22 protein-coding genes are annotated in these 23,828 nt (G+C 64.0%); 18 read left to right on the plus strand and 4 right to left on the minus strand.

The window, feature by feature from the left end:
* Positions 1-84: 84 nt before the first annotated feature.
* The 5 genes from AC0L3E_RS22750 to AC0L3E_RS22770 are packed head-to-tail and all read left to right on the plus strand — an operon-like array spanning position 85 to position 4,029.
* Positions 85-1,152, plus strand: coding sequence for an ABC transporter permease (locus AC0L3E_RS22750; RefSeq protein WP_473605664.1), 1,068 nt, complete (start codon positions 85-87; stop codon positions 1,150-1,152).
* The gene (nikC, locus tag AC0L3E_RS22755) at positions 1,149-2,069 is read left to right on the plus strand and encodes a nickel transporter permease (RefSeq protein ID WP_127397215.1); all 921 of its coding nucleotides are present in this window, start codon (positions 1,149-1,151) and stop codon (positions 2,067-2,069) included. The genes AC0L3E_RS22750 and nikC overlap by 4 nt, the downstream gene beginning before the upstream one ends.
* Positions 2,066-2,899, plus strand: coding sequence for an ABC transporter ATP-binding protein (locus AC0L3E_RS22760; RefSeq protein ID WP_473605666.1), 834 nt, complete (start codon positions 2,066-2,068; stop codon positions 2,897-2,899). The genes nikC and AC0L3E_RS22760 overlap by 4 nt, the downstream gene beginning before the upstream one ends.
* Positions 2,896-3,645 carry an ABC transporter ATP-binding protein gene (locus AC0L3E_RS22765; RefSeq protein ID WP_473605667.1) on the plus strand — a complete coding sequence of 250 codons (750 nt, stop codon included), beginning with the start codon at positions 2,896-2,898 and terminating at the stop codon, positions 3,643-3,645. Before AC0L3E_RS22760 ends, AC0L3E_RS22765 begins: the two co-directional genes overlap by 4 nt.
* A gap of 45 nt (positions 3,646-3,690) precedes the next feature.
* Positions 3,691-4,029, plus strand: a complete 339-nt coding sequence (locus AC0L3E_RS22770) for a hypothetical protein (RefSeq protein WP_127267901.1) — start codon at positions 3,691-3,693, stop codon at positions 4,027-4,029.
* A 12-nt stretch (positions 4,030-4,041) separates the two neighbouring features.
* Here the strand turns inward: AC0L3E_RS22770 and AC0L3E_RS22775 are convergent, their stop codons facing one another.
* Genes AC0L3E_RS22775 through AC0L3E_RS22785 form a run of 3 tightly spaced genes read right to left on the minus strand, consistent with a single transcriptional unit; the run spans position 4,042 to position 9,349 of the window.
* A complete protein-coding gene (locus AC0L3E_RS22775) occupies positions 4,042-7,137 on the minus strand; it encodes an efflux RND transporter permease subunit (RefSeq protein WP_473605668.1) in 3,096 nt (1,031 codons plus the stop codon).
* On the minus strand, positions 7,134-8,213 hold the full coding sequence (locus AC0L3E_RS22780; RefSeq protein ID WP_352580090.1) for an efflux RND transporter periplasmic adaptor subunit: 1,080 nt from the start codon (positions 8,211-8,213) through the stop codon (positions 7,134-7,136). The genes AC0L3E_RS22775 and AC0L3E_RS22780 overlap by 4 nt, the downstream gene beginning before the upstream one ends.
* Positions 8,210-9,349, minus strand: a complete 1,140-nt coding sequence (locus AC0L3E_RS22785; RefSeq protein WP_128307742.1) for an efflux RND transporter periplasmic adaptor subunit — start codon at positions 9,347-9,349, stop codon at positions 8,210-8,212. Before AC0L3E_RS22785 ends, AC0L3E_RS22780 begins: the two co-directional genes overlap by 4 nt.
* Before the next feature lie 248 nt (positions 9,350-9,597).
* Here AC0L3E_RS22785 and AC0L3E_RS22790 point away from each other — a divergent pair, with 248 nt between their 5' ends.
* Positions 9,598-10,875 (plus strand): 4-aminobutyrate--2-oxoglutarate transaminase, encoded by a 1,278-nt coding sequence (locus AC0L3E_RS22790; protein WP_473605669.1) that lies wholly within the window; start codon positions 9,598-9,600, stop codon positions 10,873-10,875.
* Between the two features lie 118 nt (positions 10,876-10,993).
* Here the strand turns inward: AC0L3E_RS22790 and AC0L3E_RS22795 are convergent, their stop codons facing one another.
* Positions 10,994-12,247: an NAD(P)/FAD-dependent oxidoreductase gene (locus AC0L3E_RS22795; RefSeq protein WP_473605670.1), complete on the minus strand. Its 1,254-nt coding sequence runs from the start codon at positions 12,245-12,247 to the stop codon at positions 10,994-10,996.
* Positions 12,248-12,680: 433 nt separating this feature from the next.
* Here AC0L3E_RS22795 and AC0L3E_RS22800 point away from each other — a divergent pair, with 433 nt between their 5' ends.
* The 12 genes from AC0L3E_RS22800 to ybeY all read left to right on the plus strand — a co-directional run bounded on the left by AC0L3E_RS22800 (position 12,681) and on the right by ybeY (position 23,816).
* The gene (locus AC0L3E_RS22800) at positions 12,681-13,970 is read left to right on the plus strand and encodes an imelysin family protein (protein ID WP_473605672.1); all 1,290 of its coding nucleotides are present in this window, start codon (positions 12,681-12,683) and stop codon (positions 13,968-13,970) included.
* Between the two features lie 113 nt (positions 13,971-14,083).
* Positions 14,084-14,395, plus strand: coding sequence for a (2Fe-2S)-binding protein (locus tag AC0L3E_RS22805; RefSeq protein ID WP_023811421.1), 312 nt, complete (start codon positions 14,084-14,086; stop codon positions 14,393-14,395).
* On the plus strand, positions 14,361-14,846 hold the full coding sequence (gene bfr, locus AC0L3E_RS22810) for a bacterioferritin (protein ID WP_013527914.1): 486 nt from the start codon (positions 14,361-14,363) through the stop codon (positions 14,844-14,846). Before AC0L3E_RS22805 ends, bfr begins: the two co-directional genes overlap by 35 nt.
* 12 nt (positions 14,847-14,858) lie before the next feature.
* Positions 14,859-16,460 carry a di-heme oxidoreductase family protein gene (locus AC0L3E_RS22815; RefSeq protein WP_473605673.1) on the plus strand — a complete coding sequence of 534 codons (1,602 nt, stop codon included), beginning with the start codon at positions 14,859-14,861 and terminating at the stop codon, positions 16,458-16,460.
* Positions 16,460-17,539 carry an imelysin family protein gene (locus AC0L3E_RS22820; protein WP_128309470.1) on the plus strand — a complete coding sequence of 360 codons (1,080 nt, stop codon included), beginning with the start codon at positions 16,460-16,462 and terminating at the stop codon, positions 17,537-17,539. The genes AC0L3E_RS22815 and AC0L3E_RS22820 overlap by 1 nt, the downstream gene beginning before the upstream one ends.
* Before the next feature lies 1 nt (position 17,540).
* Entirely contained in the window at positions 17,541-18,647 is a 1,107-nt protein-coding gene (locus tag AC0L3E_RS22825; protein ID WP_127395541.1) for a DUF1513 domain-containing protein, read from the plus strand.
* 95 nt (positions 18,648-18,742) lie between these two features.
* On the plus strand, positions 18,743-19,420 hold the full coding sequence (tsaB, locus tag AC0L3E_RS22830; protein WP_128306965.1) for a tRNA (adenosine(37)-N6)-threonylcarbamoyltransferase complex dimerization subunit type 1 TsaB: 678 nt from the start codon (positions 18,743-18,745) through the stop codon (positions 19,418-19,420).
* Positions 19,421-19,915, plus strand: a complete 495-nt coding sequence (gene rimI / locus AC0L3E_RS22835; protein ID WP_128306964.1) for a ribosomal protein S18-alanine N-acetyltransferase — start codon at positions 19,421-19,423, stop codon at positions 19,913-19,915. It abuts the gene before it with no gap.
* Positions 19,916-19,936: 21 nt separating this feature from the next.
* Positions 19,937-20,737 carry a lyso-ornithine lipid O-acyltransferase gene (olsA, locus tag AC0L3E_RS22840; RefSeq protein WP_127266949.1) on the plus strand — a complete coding sequence of 267 codons (801 nt, stop codon included), beginning with the start codon at positions 19,937-19,939 and terminating at the stop codon, positions 20,735-20,737.
* 74 nt (positions 20,738-20,811) lie between these two features.
* On the plus strand, positions 20,812-22,221 hold the full coding sequence (gene miaB, locus AC0L3E_RS22845; protein ID WP_473605674.1) for a tRNA (N6-isopentenyl adenosine(37)-C2)-methylthiotransferase MiaB: 1,410 nt from the start codon (positions 20,812-20,814) through the stop codon (positions 22,219-22,221).
* 83 nt (positions 22,222-22,304) lie between these two features.
* A complete protein-coding gene (locus AC0L3E_RS22850; RefSeq protein ID WP_023758127.1) occupies positions 22,305-23,297 on the plus strand; it encodes a PhoH family protein in 993 nt (330 codons plus the stop codon).
* Positions 23,298-23,315: 18 nt separating this feature from the next.
* Positions 23,316-23,816: an rRNA maturation RNase YbeY gene (ybeY, locus tag AC0L3E_RS22855; protein WP_127395544.1), complete on the plus strand. Its 501-nt coding sequence runs from the start codon at positions 23,316-23,318 to the stop codon at positions 23,814-23,816.
* Positions 23,817-23,828 lie beyond the last annotated feature (12 nt).

The raw sequence follows: 23,828 nt of genomic DNA on the forward strand, positions 1-23,828 counted from the left end.
AATATTCCCCCGGCGCTCGGCCCTCGCTCCCAAACAATTTTGGGGGGGCGGTTGCAAAATTAATGGGCCCGGCGCACCGGGGTATTGAGCCGGTTTAAAACGCCGGGGGGGGGGGGGGGGGCCCCCCCCCGCGCCGTCGTTATTGCATCATCGCTTGGCCGTTTCCTGGTCATCGCGATCACGACTTATCTTGGTCTGCTCGCGGTCACCTTCTTCATCGGCCGCGTCATTCCGATCGACCCGGTGCTGGCGGTGCTCGGCGACCGGGCGCCGGCCAATGTCGTCGAGCGCACGCGCCGCGAGATGGGCCTCGATCTGCCGTTGATCGAGCAGTTCTACATCTATGTGAAAAATGCCCTGAACGGTAATTTCGGCGTCTCCGTGCTGACCACCAATCCGGTCATGACCGACATTCGCCGGGCGCTTCCGGCAACCACCGAACTGGCGACGCTCGGAACGCTGATCGGGGCGCTGTTCGGCGTGCCGCTCGGCGTGCTGGCGGCGGTCAAGCGCGGCAGTCTCATCGACCAGATCGTGCGCATCATCGGCCTGATCGGCTATTCCGTGCCGATCTTCTGGCTCGGCCTGCTGGCGCTGGTGCTGTTCTATGCCAAGCTGCAATGGGTTGCCTTCCCGGCGCGGCTCGACGTCGTCTACGAGTACACTTTTACGCCGATCACCGGCTTCTATCTCCTCGACTCCGCGATGCAGGGGCAGTGGGACGTGTTTTACGACGCCTTCCGCCACATCATCCTGCCGGCATCGCTGCTCGGCTACTTCTCGCTCGCCTATATCAGCCGCATGACGCGCTCGTTCATGCTCAACGAACTGTCCCAGGAATACATCGTCGCGGCACGCGCCAAGGGCCTGTCGGAAACCCGCATCATCTGGGGCCACGCGCTGCGCAATGCGGCGGTGCCGATGGTGACGGTGATCGCGCTCTCCTATGCCGGGCTGCTCGAAGGCTCGGTGCTCACCGAAACCGTGTTCTCGTGGCCGGGCATCGGCCTCTACATCACCAACTCGCTGCAGAACGCAGACATGAATGCGGTGCTCGGCGGCACCATCGTCATCGGCTCGGTGTTCATCGCCATCAATCTCCTCTCCGACCTGCTGTATCGGGTGCTCGATCCGAGGACGAAGTCCGCATGAGCGTCGAGACCATCCAGAGCCGTCGCGATTGGCTGCTCAGCGAGAGGCCGGCCTCGCGCATGCAGGCAAGGCTCGGTCGCGCCTATGTGGCGTGGCGGCGCTTTTCCGCCAACCGTCTGGCCTTTCTCGGCCTGCTCATCATCGTTGCCCTGCTGGTCGTTGCCGCCCTTGCCGGCGTGCTGGCACCTTATTCTCCGACGTTCGGCGACCTGAAGAACGCGCGCCTGCTGGCGCCGAGCGCCGAGCACTGGTTCGGCACCGATGATCTCGGCCGCGATATCCTGTCGCGCATCCTCTACGGCTCGCGCTGGACCCTTTATGTGGTCATCCTGGTCGCCATCATCGCGGCACCGATCGGCCTTCTGGTCGGCACGGTGGCCGGCTATGCCGGCGGCTGGACCGATGCCATCCTGATGCGCATCACGGACATCTTCCTCGCCTTTCCCAAGCTGATCCTGGCGCTGGCCTTTGTCGCAGCACTTGGCCCCGGCATCGAGAATGCGGTGCTGGCCATCGCCATCACCTCATGGCCGCCCTACGCCCGCATCGCGCGGGCAGAGACGCTGACGGTGCGCAATTCCGACTACATCAAGGCGGTGCAGCTGATGGGCGCCTCGCCCTTCCGCATCGTGCTGCGCCATATCATGCCGCTTTGCATTTCGTCCCTGATCGTCAGGGTGACGCTCGACATGGCCGGCATCATCCTGACCGCCGCCGGGCTCGGTTTCCTCGGCCTCGGCGCGCAACCGCCGCTGCCCGAATGGGGCACGATGATCGCGTCGGGCCGCCGCTTCGTGCTCGACCAGTGGTGGGTGGCCGGTGCGCCGGGCTTCGCCATCCTCATCGTCAGCCTCGGCTTCAACCTGCTCGGCGACGGCCTGCGCGACGCGCTCGATCCCCGTAGTGGTGACCAATGAGCGCGCTTCTCGACGTCGATGATCTGCGCGTCACTTTCCCGACCCGCACCGGGCTGATCGAGGCGGTGCGCGGCGTTTCCTTTTCGCTCGGCCGCGAAAGGCTCGGCATCGTCGGCGAGTCCGGCTCGGGAAAATCGCAGACCGGCCGCGCCATCATGGGCCTGACGCCGCCGCAGGCCCGGATATCGGCCAACAAGCTCGCCTTCGACGGCATCGACCTGCTCAGCGTCTCGCCGCGCGAACGTCGGAAGCTGCGCGGCAAACGCATCGCCATGATCCTGCAGGACCCGAAATATTCGCTCGACCCTGTCATGAGCATCGGCCGCCAGATCGTCGAGACGCTGCGCACCCATGAAAAGGTCGGCAAGGCCGAGGCACGCGACCGCGCATTGGCCATGCTGGAGGCGGTGCAGATCCGTGATCCCTCTCGCGTCTTCAACCTGCATCCGCATGAAGTTTCGGGCGGCATGGGCCAGCGCGCCATGATCGCCATGATGCTGATCGCCGGTCCGGAAATGATGATCGCCGACGAGCCGACCTCGGCGCTCGACGTCACCGTGCAGCTTGATGTGCTCGGCATTCTCGACCGGCTGGTCAGTGAGCGCGGCATGGGGCTGATCTTCATCTCGCACGATCTGCGCCTGGTCTCGTCCTTCTGCGACCGCGTCATCGTCATGTATGCCGGCAAGGTGGTAGAGCAGCTCAAGGCGTCCGAACTCGGCCATGCCCAGCATCCCTACACGCGCGGCTTGCTCAATTGCATGCCCAAGATCGGCGCCGACCGCCACCCGCTGCCGGTGCTCGACCGCAAGCCGGAGTGGGCGGCATGACTTCCGCGATTGCCGTCGACAGGCTGGAAGTGATCTTCGACCGTTTTCGCGCGCTGAAGGGTGTCAGCCTCGACGTGCAGCCGGGCGAATCCTTCGGCCTGGTCGGTGAATCCGGCTCCGGCAAATCGACGCTGCTGCGGGCCATCGCCGGTCTTGCGCCGGTCGCTTCGGGCGGCATCGTCGTCAACGGCAAGACGCTTGGGCCACGCCGCGACAAGGCCTTCTACCGCGAAGTGCAGATGGTCTTCCAGGATCCCTACGGCTCGCTGCACCCACGCCAGACCGTCGACCGTCTGCTGCAGGAGCCGCTTGCCATCCATGGCTTTGCCGACGGCGAAAAGCGCATCCAGCGGGCGCTCGACGAGGTCGGCCTCGGCAACGGTTTTCGGTTCCGCTATTCGCACCAGCTCTCCGGCGGCCAGCGCCAGCGCGTGGCGATTGCGCGTGCACTCATTCTCGAACCGTCGATCCTGCTGCTCGACGAGCCGACCTCGGCGCTCGATGCCTCGGTGCAGGCGGAAGTGCTCAACCTGTTGGAAGAGGTACGCAAGCGGCGCAAGCTGACCTTCCTGATGGTCAGCCACGACCTCGCCATCATCACCCATATGTGCGAACGGCTGATGGTGATGCAAAGCGGCGAGGCTGTGGAGAATCTGGCGGCGGCAGACCTTGTCGAACGCCGCGTAACCAAGGATTATACGCGCAATCTGCTGCGGGCCAGCGACGGGTTTGTGAGAACCGCCTGAATTCGTTTTCTCGTTTGCGTCGAACAACCATCTCGGGGAATTCCTATGGAGGAATGGAAGTTTGCGGATCCGCCCAATCTCGCAGTGTATTCGGACAAGAGCATATTTAAACGTGGCGACTGGATCGCATACGTTGTGCATGAAGATGACGACGACGACAGCTACAACGACGAAGGTGGCACTTGGCAATTCCACAACAGCGAACCCGGACCTGTGGATGACGGCGACATAATGCTGGTCGGCCTGCAAGAGGTGGTGAGGTGGGATCAAACTATCCTGGAGTTGGCCGATTTGCCTAAAGGTTGGCATGCTTGGCGCGCCTCGAAATCATCGCCATGGCGGCGTGCAAAGTCACGTCCCGTACCCTCTAACGACAACGAATGACCCGCCAAAGCCTTAAGTCTGGGCTTGCACCGGTTCGCCGCTCTCCACGGGTGGCTCTTCCTGGGCTTTCGGCTCCTTGATCCTGAACCACGTCACATAAAGCGCCGGCAGGAACAGCAACGTAATCGCCGTGCCGGCAATGATGCCGCCCATCATGGCATAGGCCATCGGCCCCCAGAACACTTCGCGTGCGATCGGGATCAGCGCCAGGCTGGCGGCGGCCGCCGTCAGCGCGATCGGGCGCATCCTGTGTTCCGTCGCTTCGATGACAGCGGCCCAGCGGTCCTTGCCTTCCCGGACGAGATCCTCGATCTGCACGATCAGGATGACCGAGTTGCGGATCAGGATGCCGATCAGCGCCAGCACGCCCAGGATGGCGACGAAGCCGAGCGGTGCTCCGCTCGGCACCAGGGCCGCCACCACGCCGATCAGGCCGAGCGGCGCCACGGCCACCACCAGGAACAGACGCTGAAAACTCTGCAACTGCACCATCAGGATCGTCGCCATGACGAACAGCATCAACGGCACGACGGCGGCGATCGGTCCCTGGCTTTTGGCGCTCTCCTCGACCGAGCCGGCGGTGGGGATCGAATAGCCCGGCGGCAGCTTGGCGGTGAAGGCATCGACCGACGGCTTCAACTCGTTGACGACGGTGGCCGGCAGCACGTCGCCGACCAGTCCGGCGCGCACGGTGATGGTCGGGATGCGGTCGCGTCGCCACACCGTTGGCTGCTCCAGATCGTAGCGGAAGTTGGCGACGGCCGCGAGCGGGATAGCCTCGCCGGTACTGGTCGGCAGCTGCATGTTCTGCAAGGTTTCGATCGAGCCGCGTTCGGACCCACGCGAGCGCGCCACGACATTGATCAGATAGGTGGCGTCGCGCACCTGCGTGATGGTGGCGCCGCCGACCGTACTGTTCAGCGCGCTGGCGATGTCGGAGGAGGTGATACCGAGCTGGCGTGCCTTGTCCTGCAGCACGTCGACCCTCAGCACACGCTGCGGCTCGTTCCAGTCGAAGGTCGGCGCGGCAAGTTTTGGATTGGCGGAGATGACACCGGCGAATTGCTGCGCCAGTTCGCGCACCGTCTGGATGTCGGGACCGCCGACGCGATATTGCACCGGGCGGCCGACCGGCGGTCCGAGTTCGAGCGGCTTGACGAAGGCGTCGGTGCCGACGAACTCCTCGCGCAGCAGTTTTTCAAGCGCCGGCTTGACCCGGTTGCGGGCCGCGATGCTTTTGGTGACGATGACGGTCTGGCCGAAATAGGGGTTGGCCGGCTGCACGTCATAGGCGAGCACGAAACGCACCGCGCCCTGGCCGATATAGGACGAAAAATGGTCGATGTCGGGATTGCCGACCAGCGCCCGCTGCTCGAACCGCTCCATCTGGTCGCGCGTGTCGGCGATCGAGGCATTCTGCGGCAGGTTCCAGTCGACGATCAGCTCCGGCCGGTCCGATGGCGGAAAGAACTGCTGCTGCACCAGCCCGAAGCCGGCGATCGAGCCGGCAAACAAAAGCACGGTGACGATGATGGTCAGCCAGTGATGGCGCACCGAGCCGACAAGCACGCGCCGGAAAAGCGAGGTGAAGCGGCCGGGCTGGTCGTGATGCTTGGTTTTCATCGTCGCCGGCAGGATGGTGACGCCGAGCAGTGGCGCAAACAGCACCGCAACGATCCATGACACCAGCAGCGAAACGGCGATGACCACGAACAGGGTGAAGGTATATTCGCCGGCGGCGCTGTTGTTGAGGCCGATCGGGATGAAGCCGGCGACCGTCACCAGCGTACCGGTCAGCATCGGAAAGGCGGTCGATGTGTAGACATAGGTCGCCGCCTTGCGCAGATTGTCGCCGACCTCCAGCCGCGCCACCATCATCTCGACCGCGATCATCGCGTCGTCGACCAGAAGCCCGAGCGAGATGATCAGCGCCCCCAGGGAAATACGCTGCAGCGAAATGCCGAGATAGGCCATGACCGTGAAGGTGATGGCCAGCACCAGCGGGATCGACAGCGCCACGACGAAGCCGGCGCGCATGCCGAGGCTGATGAACGACACGGCGAGCACGATGGCGACCGCCTCGAACAGCGCGCGCGTAAAGCCCGAGACGGCCTCCTCGACGATGACCGGCTGGTCGGCCACCAGATGCACGCCGACACCGACCGGCAGGTCGGCCAGCACCTTGTCCATCTCCTTGTGCAGCGCCTCGCCGAATTCGAGCAGGTTGGCGTTGGGTTTCATGCCGATGGCGAGCCCGATGGCGTCTTGGCCGTTGAAGCGGAACAGTGCCGTAGGCGGATCGACATAGCCGCGCGTGATCGTCGCCACGTCGCTGAGGCGGAAGAAACGGTCATCGACGCGCAGATTGATGGCGCGCAGGCTGTCCTCGGAGGTGAACTGCCCGCCGACACGCACGCTGATGCGCTCCGGCCCGGACTGGATGACGCCGGACGGCGTGATCGCGTTCTGCGCCTGCAGGCTCGCCACGATCGCTTGCTGGTTGAGGCCGAGGGCGGCGATCTGGCGGGTCGAGAATTCGAGATAGATCGCCTCGTCCTGGGCGCCGACCAGGTCGACCTTGCCGGCGTTGGGCACGGTCAGGATTTTTGTTCTGGCGTCCTCGACATAGTCGCGCAACTGGCGCGGCGTCAGCCCGTCCGATGTGAAGGCGTAGATGTTGCCATAGACGTCGCCGAAGCGGTCGTTGAAGAAGGGTCCCTGCACCCCCTGCGGAAACTGCGCCGCGATGTCGTTGACCATGTTGCGCACCTGAATCCAGTTCGGCACGACATCGCGTGCTTTGGTGGTGTCCTTCAGGTTGACGAAGATGACGGTCTGGCCGGCCGTGGTGACGGACTTGGTGTAGTCGAGGCTGTCGAGTTCCTCGAGTTTCTTCTCGATACGGTCGGTCACCTGCTGCACGGTTTCCCTGACCGAGGCGCCCGGCCAGTTGGCCTGGATGATCATCGTCTTGATGGTGAAATTGGGGTCTTCTTCACGGCCGAGATTGAGGTAGGAGAACACGCCAGCCACGACGAAGACCAGCATGAAATACCAGACCATGGAGCGGTGGTTGAGCGCCCAGTCGGAGAGATTGAAGCCTTTCATGAGGCCCCTCCCTCGGGCACTGTCACCTTCTGGCCTTCGCTCAGGCTGTGGACGCCCGCCGTGACAACACGCATGCCGGCCTCCAGCCCCTCGGCCACCGTGAAGGTGCCGCCATTCTTCGACGCGACCTTTATGTCGCGTGCGTTCACGCTGGATGTCTGCGGGTCGACGATCCACACTTTCGCGGAACCGTTCTTTTCGAACAGCGCCGACATGGGCAGTTCGATCGTCAGTGCCACCTTGGTCTCGCGGGTCGCCGTCACCGTCGAGCCGAGCCGGAAGGCCTGTGGCGGATCCGTGAGCGTCAGCTTGACGCGCCGCGTGCGGGTCGAGCCCTCGGATTGCGGTGCGATCTCGCGCAGCTTGGCCCCGGTCTGGATCGTCGGCAGCGACTGCAGGATCACCTGGAAGGGCGTGCCGGCCTCAAGATCACCGGTCAATTGATCGGGAATGTCGACCACCGCCTCGCGCAGGTCCGAACGCGCCACGGTGACGACGGTCTGGCCGGGCGAGACCGTCTGGCCAACTTCGGCGCCGACCGCGGTGACGACACCGTCGAAATCAGAGAACAGCCTGGCATAGCCGAGTTGTTCCTGCGATTTGGCAAGCGAAGCCTTGGCCCGCTCGACACCTGCCTCCGCAGCTTTGCGCGCCTGCTGCGCGGCATCGAAGACAGCTTGCGTGGCGTTGGCCGAGGCGAGCAACTGGCGCTGCCGTTCCTCGCTGGCGGCGGCGTTGGCGAGCTGCGCCTCGGCATTGGACAGTTCCGCCTTGGCCGCCTGGAGGCCCAACTCCAGTGCGGTCGGATCCAGTGCCGCTATCGTCGTGCCCTTGCTGACGATGTCGCCGACCTGGACGTCGCGCGAGACGACCCGGCCAAGCAGGCGGAAGGCCAGGTCGGCGCTGACCTGCGGTTCGACGGATCCGGCAAAACCGAAGATTTGCGTGGTGCGCGGCTCGATCACCATCGACAGCACCGGTCGGACGATCTCGGGCGGCTTTTCCTCCGACTTGGAGCAGGATGCCAGCGCGCCGAGCATGAGCACGCCGAGCAGGATGCGTGGCGTCCGGCTCATTGGCCCGCTCCCGATATCTCGATCGTCTGTCCAGGGCTGAGCAGCTGTCCTCCAGCGGTGACGACGCTCTGGCCCGCGTCCAGCCCCTTGGCGATCACGACCGTGCCCGAATTGAACGCCAGCACTTCGACTGGCGCCATCGTCACTGACTTGGTCGAGGGATCGACGATCCAGACCGCCGGCTTGCCGCCGCTGGACGTCAGCGCCTGCCAGGGCAGCAGGATCGCCTTCGCCGGCTTGGCGCTTACCGTGCCGATGACGGCTGCCCCAAGCGGCATGCCGGCGGGCGTGTCGGGAATGGCGATTTTGACCCGGATCGAGCCCGAAGCCGGGTCGACCGCAGGCGAGATTTCGCGGACCTTGCCCGTCGCCCTGACCTGCGGATCGGACAACAGCGTGATCGTCACCGCAGGCGATGCCGGTGTCTTGGCGATCAGCGTCTCCTGCACGTTGAACACGGCGTCGCGGTCACCGTCCTCGGCGACGGTGAAGACGGTTTGCGCGGCTTGCACCACTTGGCCGGTTTCGACTTGGCGGGCGGTGATCACGCCGGCGGCGCCGGCCTTGAGCTCGGTGAAGGACAGGTTTTGCTGGGCGTTGGAGAAAGCGCTCTGCGCGGCATCGACGCTGCCTTGTGCCACCTTCAGGGCCTGGTCCGCGGCGTCATAATCGCGCCTGGTGGTAAAACCCTGGGCGAGCAGCGTCTTCTGCCGTTCGAAGGCGGCGGCGGACTGGGTCAATTGCGCCTGCGCCGCGTCGAGATCGGCCTGCGCCGAGCGCAAATCGGATTCCTGCTCCTGCGGATCGATCCGGGCGAGCACCGTGCCTTGATCGACATGCTGGCCGACATCGACAAACCGTTCGGCGACGCGACCGCCGACCCGGAACGACAGATTGTTCAGCGTACGCGCCGCGATCACCCCGGTCAGCGAGGTTCTCGGCGCATAGTCGGCCATCGCCACGGTTTCGGTGCGCACCATGACCGGCAATTTCTTGTCCGCCGCCTCCTGCTTCTGGCAGCCGGTTAGCAGAAGAGCCGCCGTGCAAGCGAAAAGCACCGAGGCGATCGGACAAGAAAACAGGCAGGGGGTTTTGACCGACGGCCGCGAGACGGACGATGTCGCGTTCCTGCTCATGGACTCCCCCAGCCCCGTGGGCGGCTCGCGCGGATCGCGAGACCTCGCGGATATCTGGAGGATAGTCGATCCCCGGGAAAAGGAAACCGGTCTCGTACGTGTATCGGGCAACTGGCTAAGCGCCGGGATCCACCCGTCGCAGGCCCAATCGCCTGCCGGTGGTGCCGACTTGAGGAAAACGTGAAATAAGGTCAGAAGACGTCTCAACGGCATCAAACAGGACGGGCGCCGGCCCGGTGAGGGATACGATGAAGAATTCAGCCATTTCCGAACGCAAGAACCAATCGATTTCCCGCGGCGTCGGCATGACCACGCAGATCTATGCCGACCGGGCTGAAAATTCGGAAATTTGGGATGTCGAGGGGCGTCGCTATATCGATTTCTCGTCGGGCATCGCCGTCGTCAACACCGGGCATCGCCATCCCAGGGTGATCGAGGCGGTCAAGGCACAACTCGACCGCTTCACCCACACCTGCCACCAGGTGGTGCCCTATGAGAGCTATGTGCGCCTGGCCGAACGGCTGAACGGCATGCTGCCCGGCAAGTTCGAGAAGAAGACGATCTTCGTCACCACCGGGGCCGAGGCTGTCGAGAACGCCATCAAGATCGCCCGCAATGCCACCGGCCGTCAGGCGGTCATCGCCTTCGCCGGCGGCTTCCATGGCCGCACCTTCATGGGCATGGCGCTGACCGGCAAGGTCGTGCCCTACAAGGTCGGCTTCGGCGCCATGCCGGGCGACGTCTATCATGCGCCGTTCCCGGTGCCGCTGCACGGTGTCTCGGTCCCCGATTCGCTGGCGGCCCTCGACCGGTTGTTCAAGGCCGATGTCGATCCTGCCCGCGTTGCCGCCATCATCATCGAGCCGGTTCAGGGTGAGGGCGGTTTCTACGACGCGCCGCGTGACTTCCTGGTTGCGCTGCGCAAGCTTTGCGACCAGCACGGCATGCTGCTGATCGCCGACGAAGTGCAGACCGGCTTTGCCCGCACCGGCAAGATGTTTGCGATGGATCACCATGAGGTGGCCGCAGACATCACCACCATGGCCAAGAGCCTGGCCGGCGGTTTTCCCTTGGCCGCGGTCACCGGCCGCGCCGAAATCATGGATGCGCCCGGCCCCGGCGGGCTCGGCGGCACCTATGGCGGCAGCCCGATCGGTGTTGCCGCCGCGCACGCCGTGCTCGACGTGATCGAGGACGAAAACCTGTGCGACCGCGCCAACACGCTGGGCGCAAGGCTGAAGCAGCGGCTGCAGTCGATCCGTGACGACGTGCCCGAGATCGTCGACATCAGAGGCCTCGGCTTCATGAATGCGGTCGAGTTCAACGACGTCAAGAAGGGCCTGCCGTCGGCCGAGATCGCCAATGCGATCCGGTTGAAGGCGCTCGACAAGGGCCTGATCCTGCTGACCTGCGGTGTCTACGGCAACGTCATCCGCTTCCTGGCGCCGATCACCATCCAGGACGAGGTCATGAACGAAGCACTCGACATCCTGGAAAGCTCGATCCGCGAAGTCTGCGCCGCCTGAACTTCTACCCTCCCCTTGTGGGGAGGTCGGGCCGAAGGTCCGGGTGGGGGCTTGGCGCCCACCCCCACCCCGCTGCTTCGCAGCGACCCTCCCCACAAGGGGGAGGGTAAGCGGGGGGCTAGCCCGCAGCCCTTGCAGGCTCATCCTGCTGGAATGCGGCCAGCGCCGCCTTCAGACCGTCAGGTCCCTCAGCAACCAGCTGCGGCGTCGGCGAGAAGCCGGCGCCGAGCATCTTGCGGCCAAGCATGTGGTCGCCGGGACGGTTGACCGATTCGATACCGAGCAGCCGGTCGCCGGCATAGTGGTAGATCGAGAACTTGTTGTCGGGCAGGTCGCCCAGCACGACATGGCTGTCGCCGCCGGCGGTCAGGCCGACCATCTGCAATTTCATGTCGCCGATGTCGGACCAGAACCATGGCACCGCCGAATAGGCGTCGGCATGGCCCGATATCGTGCGCGCGGCAAGCCGCGCCTGGTCGGTGGCATTCTGCACCGATTCCAGCCGCACGTCGCCGCCGGTGAACCAGTGCCGGTAGGAGGCAGCATCGCCAATGGCGAGAATCTCCGGCATCGACGTGCGCATCTGATGATCGACGCGAATGCCGTTGGCGATGCTGAGGCCGGCCGCCTGCGCCAGTTCTAAATTCGGCACGGCACCAACGCCGACGATGAGCATGCGCGCCGGCAGCCTTTCGCCTGATGAGGTGATGGCGGCCGTGACATGACCGTTTTCGCCATCGAGCCTGGCGATCGAGGTGCCGGTGAGGATGCGCACGCCTGTCGCCTCCAGCCGTTGCCGGACGTGGCTCGCCACGACCGGCGCCACGGCGCGGCCGAGCAGCCGGTCCACCGCCTCGACCACTGTCACCGTGCGACCGGCGGCCCTCAACGTGGCTGCGATCTCCAACCCGATGAAACCGCCGCCGAGGATGACGACTTCGTCGCTTTGCGCGCTGAGGTCGCGGATCAGCCGCGCATCGGCCAGCGAGCGCAGCGACAGCACACCGGACAGGTCGGCACCGGGCAGCGGCAGCGTGCGCGGGCGCGAGCCTGTCGCCAGGATCAGGTGGCCAAAGGCCAGCGCACCACCGCCGGCAATATCCAAACTGCGGCGTCCGGCATCGATTCGATCGATCCTGACGCCAGGCCGGTAATCGATGGCGCTGCCGGTGTAAAAGGCCTCGCCGCGCAAGGGTTGCGGCTTGGCCTCTGCATCCTTGATGAAAGTCTTCGACAGCGGCGGTTTGTGATAGGGAAGTTCGTCCTCATCCCCGACGAGGATCACCGGCCCGTCATAGCCGTCTTCGCGCAGACTGGCGGCCGCTTGCACGCCCGCATGACCCGCGCCGACAATGACCACACCGTTCTTCATCGCATTCCAATCCCGCTTCTATCCTAGGATGTCTCGCCAAGTGGCAATTGTCTGGTGCCGCCGCAAGAGAGCTTTTGCGGGTCGCACCCGGAATGGCGGCTGTCAATCGTACAGTTCAGTGGCAAGACCGGTGCAGAAGATGCATAAAGTTGACAGTCGTAGTTTAGAATAATTCTAAACTGTTGTTTCAATTGACTTTTCCTACGGATTGTCATTGACATCCGACGATGTCGCAGCTTTATGGAGGCTCGCGCGTCAGCGCATCCCTTTAATGTCTGGGCCTTGAACCCTTTCGATTGGAGGCATTTTGGTGTCTTTCTTCCGCGAACCGCGCGATGGCGCGGCATCTCTTGCGCCCAATGGCCCACAGATGGCCTGGCGCCGGTTGTTGCGCGCGCCGTTTACAGAATTTCCGAGAAACTGGAGAGTGATTATGACAGCACGATATGGCAGCAGGCTTGCGGCGATCGGCGCCACTGCCCTGCTGACGGTGGCGGTATTCGTGTTGCCGGCAAAGGCGGAAACCGATGCAAAGGCGGTCATCAAGACCTATTCCGACATCGCACTCGCCAAATACGAGGATTCGTTGACCACCGCGCAGGCGCTCGACAAGGCGGTCGACGCGCTGCTCGCCGCGCCATCGGTGGAAACCCTCAACGCTGCCCGTGACGCCTGGAAGGCATCGCGCGTTCCCTACCAGCAGACCGAGGTCTACCGCTTCGGCAACAAGATCGTCGACGACTGGGAAGGCAAGGTGAATTCCTGGCCGCTGGATGAAGGTTTGATCGACTACGTCGCCAAGAGCTACGGCTCCGAATCGGACGCGAACGCGCTCTACACGGCCAATGTGATCGCCAACAAGGAGATCGAGATCAACGGCAAGAAGGTCGATGCATCGAAGCTTTCGCCGGAGTTCCTCTCCGGCACGCTGCAGGGAGCCGGCGGCATCGAGGCCAATGTCGCCACCGGCTACCACGCCATCGAATTCCTGCTCTGGGGCCAGGACCTGCATGGCACCGGCCCGGGTGCCGGCGAGCGCCCCTATACCGACTACGACCTCAAGAACTGCACCGGCGGCAATTGCGATCGCCGCGCCGAGTATCTGAAATCGGCCAGCGACCTTCTGGTTTCGGATATTCAGGAGATGGTCGGCAACTGGAAGGAAGACGGCGCCGCCCGCAAGGCTCTTGTCGATGGTGAGCCGAACACGGCGATCTCGACCATCTTCACCGGCATGGGCTCGCTGTCCTACGGCGAGCTGGCCGGCGAGCGCATGAAGCTCGGCCTGCTGCTGCATGATCCGGAAGAGGAGCACGATTGCTTCTCCGACAACACCTACAATTCGCATCTCTACGACGCCATCGGCATTCGCGCGGCCTATCATGCGAGCTACACGCGTCTCGACGGCACCGTCGTTTCGGGTCCCTCGGTGGCCGATATGGTGAAGGCGGCCGATCCGGCGATCGACAAGGAACTGTCCGACAAACTCGATGTTTCGGTCGCCAAGATGGAGGCGATCAAGGCGCGTGCACTGGCCGGCGAGGCCTATGACCAGCAGATCGCCGAGGGCAACGTTGAAGGCAACGCCACCGTGCAGGCGGCGATCGATGCGCTGATCGATCAGACCAAGTCGATTGAGCGTGCCGTCGGCTCCCTGAAGCTCAGCACCATCGCCTTCGAAGGGTCCGACAGCCTCGACGCGCCGGACAAGGTGTTCAAGTAAGGGCCGAAAGACAGGAGACTGATCCGGAGCCGGACAACCGGCTCTGGAACGGCCTCCGCTAGAAAATCAAGCCACACGGCGCGGGAGACGCCGTCAGCCAGCCGAGCAAGCCAATGCTGATTTGTCATTGCAATATCATCACCGAGAAGGAGATCGAGCAGACGATCGTCGGGCTGCTGGACCAGGATCCCTGGCAGCTGATCGTGCCGGCGAAGATCTATCATGCCATGCAAAAGCGCGGTCGCTGTTGCGGCTGCTTCCCAAATGTGGTGGAAACGATCATTCGGGTCACCGAAAATTACCACGCCCGCTCGGAGGCGAGCGGCGTGGATGTCGTTTCACACCTGGATCGCGTCAGAGGCCTGCGCGTCCAATACGGGAGCAGAATTCATGAAAGGCGATCCGCAGATCATCGAGCGGCTTAACGAGGCTCTTTTTCTGGAGCTTGGGGCCGTCAATCAGTACTGGGTGCATTTCCGTCTGCTTGAGGACTGGGGATACGCCAAGCTGGCAAAGAAGGAGCGGGCGGAATCGATCGAGGAGATGCACCATGCCGACAAGCTCGTCGCCCGTATCATCTTCCTCGAAGGCCATCCGAACCTGCAGTCCGTGGCGCCACTGCGCATCGGGCAGAACGTCAAGGAAGTGCTCGAATCCGATCTTGCCGGCGAATATGACGCACGTACCGCCTACAAGCGGTCGCGCGAAATCTGCAACGACGCCGGCGACTACGTGACGATGAAGCTGTTCGAGGAATTGCTCGCCGACGAGGAGGGTCACATCGACTTTCTCGAGACGCAGCTCGACCTGCTTGCCTCGATCGGCGAGGAAAAATACGGCCAGCTCAACGCCGCATCGGCGGACGAGGCGGAGTAAGGGCATGCGGGAATGCGGCGCCTGCTAGAATTCGTGCGCCGCTCGCGGCGGGCCAATGGCTCGCCGCTCCTTCGCAAGACGCCGGCCGGATTGGCGCGTCGGCGCTATGTCGTGCTCGTGTTGGCGCTTGCCTCTTCGGCGATGGCCGGTGATCTTCAGCCTGCCGGGCTCGCCACCACTCGCACCGACCTCAATGCGAAGGACCAGGCGCGCGTCATCGCCGTCACGAGGCCGACCGCGAATTTTTCCAGGCCAGAGCAGTTCGAACTGATGCAAGGTGGCGCCGGCACGTCCCGGAAGGACGTCAGCCGCGATTCCTTCTCGCAATCCTCGGCCAACATCACCTTCGAGGAAGAGGGCGACTTCAAGCTCGGCAATGCCCTTTTCCGCAAGAACTGGGTCTCGTCGCCATCCTCGACGCAGGCGTCGGACGGGCTCGGCCCGCTGTTCAACGAACGTGCCTGCCAGAACTGCCATCTGAAGGATGGCCGCGGCCGCCCGCCGCAAGGCGACGTCGGCACCACGTCGATGTTCCTGCGGCTGGCCCGTGACGCCAGCAGCGCGGAAGAGAAGGCGGCGCTTGCCGACCACGAGGTGCTCAACTTCCCCGACCCGGTCTACGGCAGGCAATTGCAGGAGCTCGCCGTACCCGGCCTGCCCGGTGAAGGCAGGATGCATGTCGACTACCAAGAACGTAAGGTAGAGCTGACGGACCGCACTGTGATCTCCTTGCGCAAGCCGAGCTATTCGGTTGACGGCCTTGGCTACGGGCCGCTTGACCCACGCACCACGCTGTCGCCGCGCCTGACCCCGCCGATGATCGGCTTGGGCCTGATCGAACAGATCGCGCCGGCTGATATTCTCGCCCACGCCGATCCGGACGACAGGGACCGCGACGGCATTTCCGGCAGGCCGAACATCGTGCGCGATAGCCTGAACGGAAAACTGACGCTTGGCCGTTTCGGCTGGAAGGCACAGACCGCGTCGATCCGCCAGCAGGCGGCGGACGCCTTTGCCGGCGACATCGGCATCTCGACGCCCGAAGAGCCGAAGCATTGGGGCGATTGCACTGCTGCGGAGGCAAAATGCCTCGACATGCCGAACGGCGTGCAGCAGCGTCTTGGCCCGGTCGAGGCGCCGCCGCCGGTGATGGATCTCGTCACCTTCTATTCGCAGAACCTGGCCGTGCCGTCGCGCCGCGACCTCGACCGGCCCGACGTGCTCGCGGGCAAAAAAACATTCTACGAGATCGGCTGCATTGCCTGCCACACGCCGAAATTCGTCACGCGCCGCGATACGCCCAACAAGGCGCAGGCCTTCCAGCTGATCTGGCCCTATTCCGACTTCCTGCTGCACGACATGGGGCCTGATCTGGCCGATGGCCAAGCCGTGGGAGATGCGACGGGCAATGAATGGCGCACGCCGCCGCTGTGGGGCATCGGCCTGACCGGGACGGTCAACGGCAATTCCTTCTTCCTGCATGACGGGCGCGCGCGCAGCCTGACCGAGGCGATCCTGTGGCATGGCGGCGAGGCGCAGAAAGCGCGCGACCGCTTTGCCGCCGCCAGTGCGACTGAGCGTGACGCGCTGCTCAAATTCCTGGAGTCACTGTGATGTTCAAGCGTTCTGCATTGTTTCTCGTTCTTCCGCTGGCCCTGCTGGGCGTTGTCCCTGCGTCTGCGGCGGTCAAAGCCTCCGATATCATCCAGCGCGCGATCGATGGCTTCGTCCGCCCGGCCTATGCCGGCCTGCACGAGCATGCGGAAGCCCTGACCGGATCCATGCGCGAGCTGTGCGTTACGCCCTCGCAAGGAGAACTCGATGCCGCACGCGCCGAATTCTCCGCCACCGTCTATGCCTGGTCGTCAGCCGAAATCATCGGCTTCGGACCGATCAAGGAGAACAACCGGCTGGAGCGCATGCTGTTCTGGCCGGATCGCAAGAGCATCGGCCTGAAACAGGTACAGGCGGCGCTGTCCGACAAGGATCCGACCGCGACCGATCCGGCACAACTGGCCGGCAAGAGCGTTGCCATGCAGGGGCTGGGCGCGCTCGAATTCGTTCTTTACGGCGACGGCGCCGATGCACTTGCCGGCAAGGATGATCCCTACCGCTGCGCATATGGCGCGGCGGTTGCCGGCAACATCGAAGCCATGGCCGGTGAGGTCAGCGCCGCCTGGAACAAGCCGGACGGCTTTGCAGCGCTTTGGGCCAATCCGGGGCCGCAGAACCCACTTTACCGCGACGGCAACGAAGCGGTGACGGAACTGGTCGGCGTCTTCATCAATGAGCTCGAAATGGTGCGCGACGTGCGCCTGAAAGGGTTTTTCGGCGGCAAGCCGGATGCGGACAAGCCGAAACAGGCAATCTACTGGCGCTCGCAAAACACCACCGCGTCACTGGCCGGCAATCTCTCCGGCATCGATACGCTGTTCCAGGCCTCGAAGCTGGGCGATGCCCTGCAGACCGATGCGCGCTGGATGGCCGAATCGATCCACATCCAGCTGGTCAACGGTGTCGCCACCGCCAAGGCGGTCGGCGGTCCAATCGACAAGGCGCTTGCCGATCCGGCGCTGCGTGACAAGCTCGATCATTTCGCGCTGATCACCTCCAGCCTCTCGGCCTTGATCGGCACCAGGTTGACCGCCGAATTCGGACTGACCGCAGGCTTCTCTTCGCTGGATGGGGACTGAATTGAAAACCCCTCTGATAGATCGCCGCGATTTCCTGAGAGCTGCAGGCGTTGGCTTCATGGCGACGATGACGCCCTCGGCCTGGGCAACCACGCTTGTGGCCGACGCCGTCTTCGCCACGGCTTTCGTCAAACGCGACGGCAGCTTTGGCGCTGCCGTCCTGTCCGAGGCCGGCAAGGTCCTGCATGCGATCGACCTGCCCGATCGCGGCCACGATGTCACCTTCGATCCCATATCGAAACGCTCGGTGGTCTTCGCGCGTCAGCCCGGCACCTTCGCCGTGGTTTTCGATCACTCGGGCCGTGACGCGCCGCTGACCATCGCCAGCATCGCCGGCCGGCATTTCTTCGGCCATGGCGTGTTCTCAGTCGACGGTGCGCTGCTCTATGCCACCGAAAACGACTTCGACAACGCCGCCGGCGTCGTCGGCGTCTACGATGCGCGGGCCAAATTCAGCCGTGTCGGCGAATTCCCGACCTATGGCATGGGTCCGCACGAGCTTCTGCTCCTGGGCGATGGCAGGACGATCGCGGTTGCCAATGGCGGCATCGAGACCCATCCGGATTACGGCCGCGCCGAGCTCAACATTGCAACCATGAAGCCGTCCTATGTGCTGATAGACCGCGTCACCGGCGATCTTATCGAGAAGCACGAATTGCCGGCCGCACTGCATCAGCTGTCGATCCGCCACATGGACACCGATCGGTCCGGAAGCGTCTGGTTCGGCTGCCAGTACAGGGGGCCGGGCACCGATCGACCGTTGCTGGTCGGTCGCGCCGCGCGCGGCAAGGAGCTGCAGTTGCTGGACATGCCGCAGGACGTTTTGTCCGGCTTCCGCAACTACATAGGCTCGGTAGCCGCCAATCGGGCTGCCGGAACTGTCGCCGTTTCCTCGCCGGAAGGCAACTCGCTCGTCGTGATCGATGCGGCCAGCGGCCGGGTCGTTGCGAACAGCGCATTGGTCGAGGTCTGCGGCGTGGCGCCCGATGGAACCGGCTTCATGGCCACCACCGGCGCCGGCGAGATCGTCGAGGGCAGCGGTGCGACACGCTCCGAACCGGACTATGTCTGGGACAACCACATGCTACGTATCGAACAGGCCGCATAGGCTACAAGCGAAGCCGCTTAACGAATTATGCACTATCCCCTTGCGGTGGCGGGCCGTGGCGGGCACAGGGAATTGTTTTTCGAACCGGTTGCCTCATGAAATTGCTTGCCATCGACTGTGCCGCCAACCTCTGCGCCGCTTGCGTCTATGACGTGGTGGCGAAGCGGGAGCTTGGCCGTTCGGTGCTCGATCTCGGCAAGGGCCATGCCGAGCAACTGATGGCGGTCATCGCCGAAGCGCTGGAGGCAAGCGCAACCGACTATGCAGGTCTTGGCGCCATCGCCGTCTCTGTCGGCCCGGGTTCCTTCACCGGTCTGCGCGTCGGCGTCTCGACCGCGCGTGGCCTGGCGCTGGCGCTGAAGATACCCGCAATCGGGGTGACGACGCTGGAGGCGCTGGCCGCCGAAGCGTCAGCGGCATTTCCCGGTCGCGCCGTGCTGGCGGCGCTCGATGCCGGCCGTGAAGAGATCCACGCGGCCTTCTACGATGAAATGTCAGTCTTGACTTACGGTCCGGCCGTGGCCACGCTGACTGACGTGGTGGCCATGGCGATGGAAGCGTCTCCGGTGCTTGCCGGCACCGCGGCAGCGCTCATCAGCGCATCGGCCGGGCGCGAATTCGATGTCGGCCCTCGGACAGCCACCGCCGACATTGTCACCTACGCCCGCCTGGCTGCCGCCAAGGGCGCGGGCGAACGGCCGAAACCACTCTATATGCGCGGCGCCGACGCCAAGCCGCAGGCCGGGTTCATTCTTTCAAGGCAAGAAAATTAGATGCGCATACCTTTTCTCCAACCACGCCGCCGGGACTATGCGCTCGAGCCGCTGAGGATCGCCGACAGTCCGGCGGTCTCACTGCTGCATCGCGAGGACTTTGTCCGCCCCTGGACCGATGGCGAATTCGCCGCTCTTCTCGAACAGGACACCGTGTTCGGCTATGCGGCGCGCGAAACCGGACAGGGCTCCAAGCCGCCCGTCGGCTTCGTGCTGGCGAGGCTCGCGGCAGGCGAGGGCGAGATCCTGACCGTCGCGGTGGCGCGATCGCATCGCCGGCAGGGATTGGGCTGGCAGTTGATGGACGCGGTGTTGCGCGAACTGCACGCGCAGCGCGCCGAAGCGCTATTCCTCGAGGTCGACGAGACCAATGTCGCGGCGATCGCGCTTTACCGTCGGCTGGGCTTCCGCGAGGTCGGCAAGCGGCCGAATTACTACAGATCGACCGAACACGGACCGACCGGCGCGCTTGTCATGCGCCGCGATCTTCGCTAGCGAGACGGCCGGGATGGGGCGATGATCAAGAAAATCAGGATTTTCCTGGCGCTGGGCCTCGTTGTCGCCGGTTCGTTGGTCCTCGTGCCGCTACAGATCTTGTCGATGAAGACTGGCTGGTGGCCGGAAACCTTCATCCTCAAGGTCTGGCACAGGCTGATCGTCAGGGCGCTCGGCATGCGCATCCATGTCAAGGGAGCGCTGTCCGACAAGCGCCCGCTGCTGGTTGCGTCCAATCACATCTCCTGGACCGACATCATGGTGCTCGGCTCTTTTGCCGACGTAAAGTTCATCGCCAGGGCGGATATGGAAGGCTGGCCGCTGATCGGCATGCTGTCGAAGCTGCAGCGCACCGTCTTCATCGAGCGCGAGCGCAAGCGTTCGTCGGGCGACCAGGCAAGCGAGATTGCCAGCCGCATGGCCAAGGGCGATGCGATGGTGCTGTTTGCCGAGGGCTCGACCGGCGACGGCAATATGGTCCTGCCGTTCAAGAGCACGCTGTTCGGCGCCGCCTCGATGGCGATTTCCGAAGGCGCGGCGGAACAGGTGTTCATCCAGCCGGTGGCGATCGCCTATACGCGTCTGCACGGCGTGCCGCTCGGCCGCCGGCATCGCCCGCTTGCCGCCTGGATCGGCGATGAGGATTTGATGCCGCATCTCAAGGTTCTGCTGGCGGAGGGCGCGCTCGACGTCGAGGTGCATTTCGGCGAGGCGATCGCCTTTTCCAAGGGTTCGAACCGCAAGGAGACGTCGAAACTGATGGAAAGCCAGGTGCGTGAGATGATGCAGGCGGCGCTTGCCGACCCGCGGCCGAGCCGGTAGCTCCGGCACGCTCTTGCTGGCGCGGGCCGAGAATCGTCTGTTTTTTGTCACGGAAAGGCGTTAGAAGCCGCCTTATGGACTTGAACACGATAGAAAGCGACGACATCGGCACTACGGCTGGACAGCCGGCGGTGCTTCCCGCGGCAGCGAGAAAAGTCTTCATCAAGACCTATGGCTGCCAGATGAATGTCTATGATTCACAGCGTATGGCCGATGCGCTGGCTGCCGACGGCTATTCCGCGACCGATGCCATTGGCGAGGCCGACCTGGTGCTGCTGAACACCTGTCATATCAGGGAGAAGGCGGCTGAAAAGGTCTATTCCGAGCTCGGCCGTATCCGCGATATGAAAGCCGAACGTGCCCTGGCCGGCCGTGAGATGCTGGTCGGCGTCGCCGGCTGCGTGGCGCAGGCCGAAGGCGCCGAGATCATCCGCCGTTCGCCGGCAGTCGACCTGGTCATCGGTCCGCAGACCTATCACCGGCTCCCGGACGTGCTGGCGCGGGTGCGCGGCGGCGAAAAGATCGTCGAGACCGATTACGCCATCGAAGACAAGTTCGAGCACCTGCCGCAGCCCAAGCGGGCCGAGGTCATCAAGCGCGGCGTCACCGCCTTCCTCACCGTGCAGGAAGGCTGCGACAAGTTCTGCACCTTCTGCGTTGTGCCCTATACAAGGGGCTCCGAGGTCTCCCGGCCGGTGGCGCAGATTGTCGCGGAGGCTGAGCGCCTGGCCGAAGCCAGCGTGCGCGAAGTGACGCTGCTCGGCCAGAACGTCAATGCCTGGCATGGCCAGGGCGGGAGCGGTCAGGAGTGGGGGCTTGGCCGCCTGCTGTTCAGGCTGGCCGAAATCCCCGGGCTGGCGCGTTTGCGCTACACCACCAGCCACCCGCGCGACATGGATGACGAACTGATAGCGGCCCATCGCGATCTGCCGGCATTGATGCCCTATCTGCATCTGCCGGTGCAATCCGGCTCCGACCGCATCCTCAAGGCGATGAATCGCCGGCACACGGCGAGGGATTATCTGGCGCTGCTCGACCGTATCCGTACCGCGCGGCCTGACATTGCGCTCTCCGGCGACTTCATCGTCGGCTTTCCCGGCGAGACCGAGGCGGATTTCGAGGCGACCATGGAGCTGGTGCGTCAGGTGAATTACGCCTCGGCCTTTTCGTTCAAATATTCGCCGCGCCCCGGCACGCCGGGCGCCGAAATGTCCGATCACGTGCCGGAAACGGTCAAGGACGAGCGCTTGCAGAGACTGCAGGCTCTGCTTGTGAAGCAGCAGCAGGATTTCGGTTTGAGCCTCGTCGGAAGCACCATCGACACGCTGATCGAGAAGCCCGGCCGTCAGGCCGGCCAGAAGGTTGGCCGCTCGCCTTGGCTGCAGCCGGTTATTGTTGATGAAAAGGCCGGCGAAATCGGTGACATTATCCAGGTGCGAATCACGAAGACGGGCTACAACAGCCTGTTCGCCGAATTGGCCTGAGGGTCTCGGCAGATGAGGAGAGACGGTTGAGCGCAGCAGAGCTGAAGAACCTGCCCCCGGTACCGGCATCTGGGGCTTCTGACATGGCGCACATCGTTCTGACTTTCGACAACAACAAGCTTGCCAGCGCCCTTTATGGTCAGTTCGACGAAAACCTCGCCAGGCTGGAGCAGAAGCTTGGCGTCGACATCCGCTCACGCGGCAACCAGCTGACCATCAAGGGTTCGGCGTCGGCCGCCGAGCAGGCGCGCCGCGCCCTGGACAACCTCTACGGCATTCTCCAGAAAGGCGTCGATATAGGCCAGTCCGACGTCGACGGCGCCGTGCGCATGGCGATCGCCGCCGACGATCAGCTGACCCTGCCGACGCTGGAGCGCAAGGGCAAGGTTTCCGCCGCCCAGATCGCCACCCGCAAGAAGACGATCTATGCCCGTTCACTCAACCAGGACGCCTATATGCGGGCGCTGGAACGGTCGGAACTGGTGTTCGGCATCGGCCCGGCCGGCACCGGCAAGACCTATCTGGCGGTGGCCCATGCGGCGATGCTGCTCGAGCGCGGCATGGTCGAGCGCATCATTCTCTCGCGGCCTGCGGTCGAGGCCGGCGAACGGCTGGGCTTCCTGCCCGGCGACATGAAGGAGAAGGTCGATCCCTATCTGCGGCCGCTCTATGACGCGCTCTACGACATGATGCCCGCCGACAAGGTCGAGCGCGCCATTGCCGCCGAAGTGATCGAGATCGCGCCGCTCGCCTTCATGCGCGGCCGCACGCTGGCGCATGCCGCCGTCATCCTCGACGAGGCGCAGAACACCACGCCGATGCAGATGAAGATGTTCCTGACGCGTCTGGGCGAAAATTCGCGCATGATCGTCACCGGCGATCCGACCCAGATCGACCTTCCTTCGAACACCAAATCGGGACTGGTCGAAGCCTTGCGGGTGCTGGACGGCGTGGCGGGCGCGGTCACCGTGCGCTTCAACGACGGCGATGTGGTCCGCCATCCGCTGGTGGCGGAAATCGTCAGGGCCTACGACCGGGACGCCAAGCTGGCGCGCGGCCTCGGCGCCGAGAATTGATGTTGACGATGCGGCTTCATGCCTGAGGACATAACATCCGGCGACGGGAATGTTCCCGTCGACATCGACATATCGGTTGAGGCGGGCAACTGGCCCGACGAGGCAAGCCTGACGCGGCTGGTCGATCGCGCCGTCAAGGCGGCTTTTGCCGAAACCGGCGTGGCGGGCCGTTCCGAACTCAGCCTCGTTTTTACCGACGACGCCCATATCCGGACGCTCAACGCCGGCTGGCGAGGCAAGGACAAACCGACCAACGTTTTGTCTTTCCCGGCTTTTCCGTTTGTGCAAGGCGGACCGTTGCCGCCGATGCTGGGCGACATCGTGCTCGCCGCCGAGACGGTCGCGCGTGAAGCGGCACTGGAAGACAAGCCTGTCGAGAACCATATCACCCATCTCGTCATCCACGGCCTGCTGCATTTGCTGGGTTACGATCACGAGACCGACACTGAAGCCGAGGCGATGGAAGCCGTCGAACGCGCGGCGCTTGCAAGGCTTGCCATTCCCGACCCCTACGCGTAACTACATCTGATC

The sequence above is a fragment of the Mesorhizobium sp. WSM4822 genome, from assembly GCF_055811155.1.

What these genes read in the sequence shown, in the direction of transcription:
- nikC (WP_127397215.1), top strand. Translation starts at nt 1,149, where the DNA reads ATGAGCGTCGAGACCATCCAGAGCCGTCGCGATTGGCTGCTCAGCGAG.
- AC0L3E_RS22760 (WP_473605666.1), top strand. Translation starts at nt 2,066, where the DNA reads ATGAGCGCGCTTCTCGACGTCGATGATCTGCGCGTCACTTTCCCGACC.
- AC0L3E_RS22765 (WP_473605667.1), top strand. Translation starts at nt 2,896, where the DNA reads ATGACTTCCGCGATTGCCGTCGACAGGCTGGAAGTGATCTTCGACCGT.
- AC0L3E_RS22770 (WP_127267901.1), top strand. Translation starts at nt 3,691, where the DNA reads ATGGAGGAATGGAAGTTTGCGGATCCGCCCAATCTCGCAGTGTATTCG.
- AC0L3E_RS22775 (WP_473605668.1), bottom strand. Translation starts at nt 7,137, where the DNA reads ATGAAAGGCTTCAATCTCTCCGACTGGGCGCTCAACCACCGCTCCATG.
- AC0L3E_RS22780 (WP_352580090.1), bottom strand. Translation starts at nt 8,213, where the DNA reads ATGAGCCGGACGCCACGCATCCTGCTCGGCGTGCTCATGCTCGGCGCG.
- AC0L3E_RS22785 (WP_128307742.1), bottom strand. Translation starts at nt 9,349, where the DNA reads ATGAGCAGGAACGCGACATCGTCCGTCTCGCGGCCGTCGGTCAAAACC.
- AC0L3E_RS22790 (WP_473605669.1), top strand. Translation starts at nt 9,598, where the DNA reads ATGAAGAATTCAGCCATTTCCGAACGCAAGAACCAATCGATTTCCCGC.
- AC0L3E_RS22795 (WP_473605670.1), bottom strand. Translation starts at nt 12,247, where the DNA reads ATGAAGAACGGTGTGGTCATTGTCGGCGCGGGTCATGCGGGCGTGCAA.
- AC0L3E_RS22800 (WP_473605672.1), top strand. Translation starts at nt 12,681, where the DNA reads ATGACAGCACGATATGGCAGCAGGCTTGCGGCGATCGGCGCCACTGCC.
- AC0L3E_RS22805 (WP_023811421.1), top strand. Translation starts at nt 14,084, where the DNA reads ATGCTGATTTGTCATTGCAATATCATCACCGAGAAGGAGATCGAGCAG.
- bfr (WP_013527914.1), top strand. Translation starts at nt 14,361, where the DNA reads ATGAAAGGCGATCCGCAGATCATCGAGCGGCTTAACGAGGCTCTTTTT.
- AC0L3E_RS22815 (WP_473605673.1), top strand. Translation starts at nt 14,859, where the DNA reads ATGCGGCGCCTGCTAGAATTCGTGCGCCGCTCGCGGCGGGCCAATGGC.
- AC0L3E_RS22820 (WP_128309470.1), top strand. Translation starts at nt 16,460, where the DNA reads ATGTTCAAGCGTTCTGCATTGTTTCTCGTTCTTCCGCTGGCCCTGCTG.
- tsaB (WP_128306965.1), top strand. Translation starts at nt 18,743, where the DNA reads ATGAAATTGCTTGCCATCGACTGTGCCGCCAACCTCTGCGCCGCTTGC.
- rimI (WP_128306964.1), top strand. Translation starts at nt 19,421, where the DNA reads ATGCGCATACCTTTTCTCCAACCACGCCGCCGGGACTATGCGCTCGAG.
- olsA (WP_127266949.1), top strand. Translation starts at nt 19,937, where the DNA reads ATGATCAAGAAAATCAGGATTTTCCTGGCGCTGGGCCTCGTTGTCGCC.
- miaB (WP_473605674.1), top strand. Translation starts at nt 20,812, where the DNA reads ATGGACTTGAACACGATAGAAAGCGACGACATCGGCACTACGGCTGGA.
- AC0L3E_RS22850 (WP_023758127.1), top strand. Translation starts at nt 22,305, where the DNA reads ATGGCGCACATCGTTCTGACTTTCGACAACAACAAGCTTGCCAGCGCC.
- ybeY (WP_127395544.1), top strand. Translation starts at nt 23,316, where the DNA reads ATGCCTGAGGACATAACATCCGGCGACGGGAATGTTCCCGTCGACATC.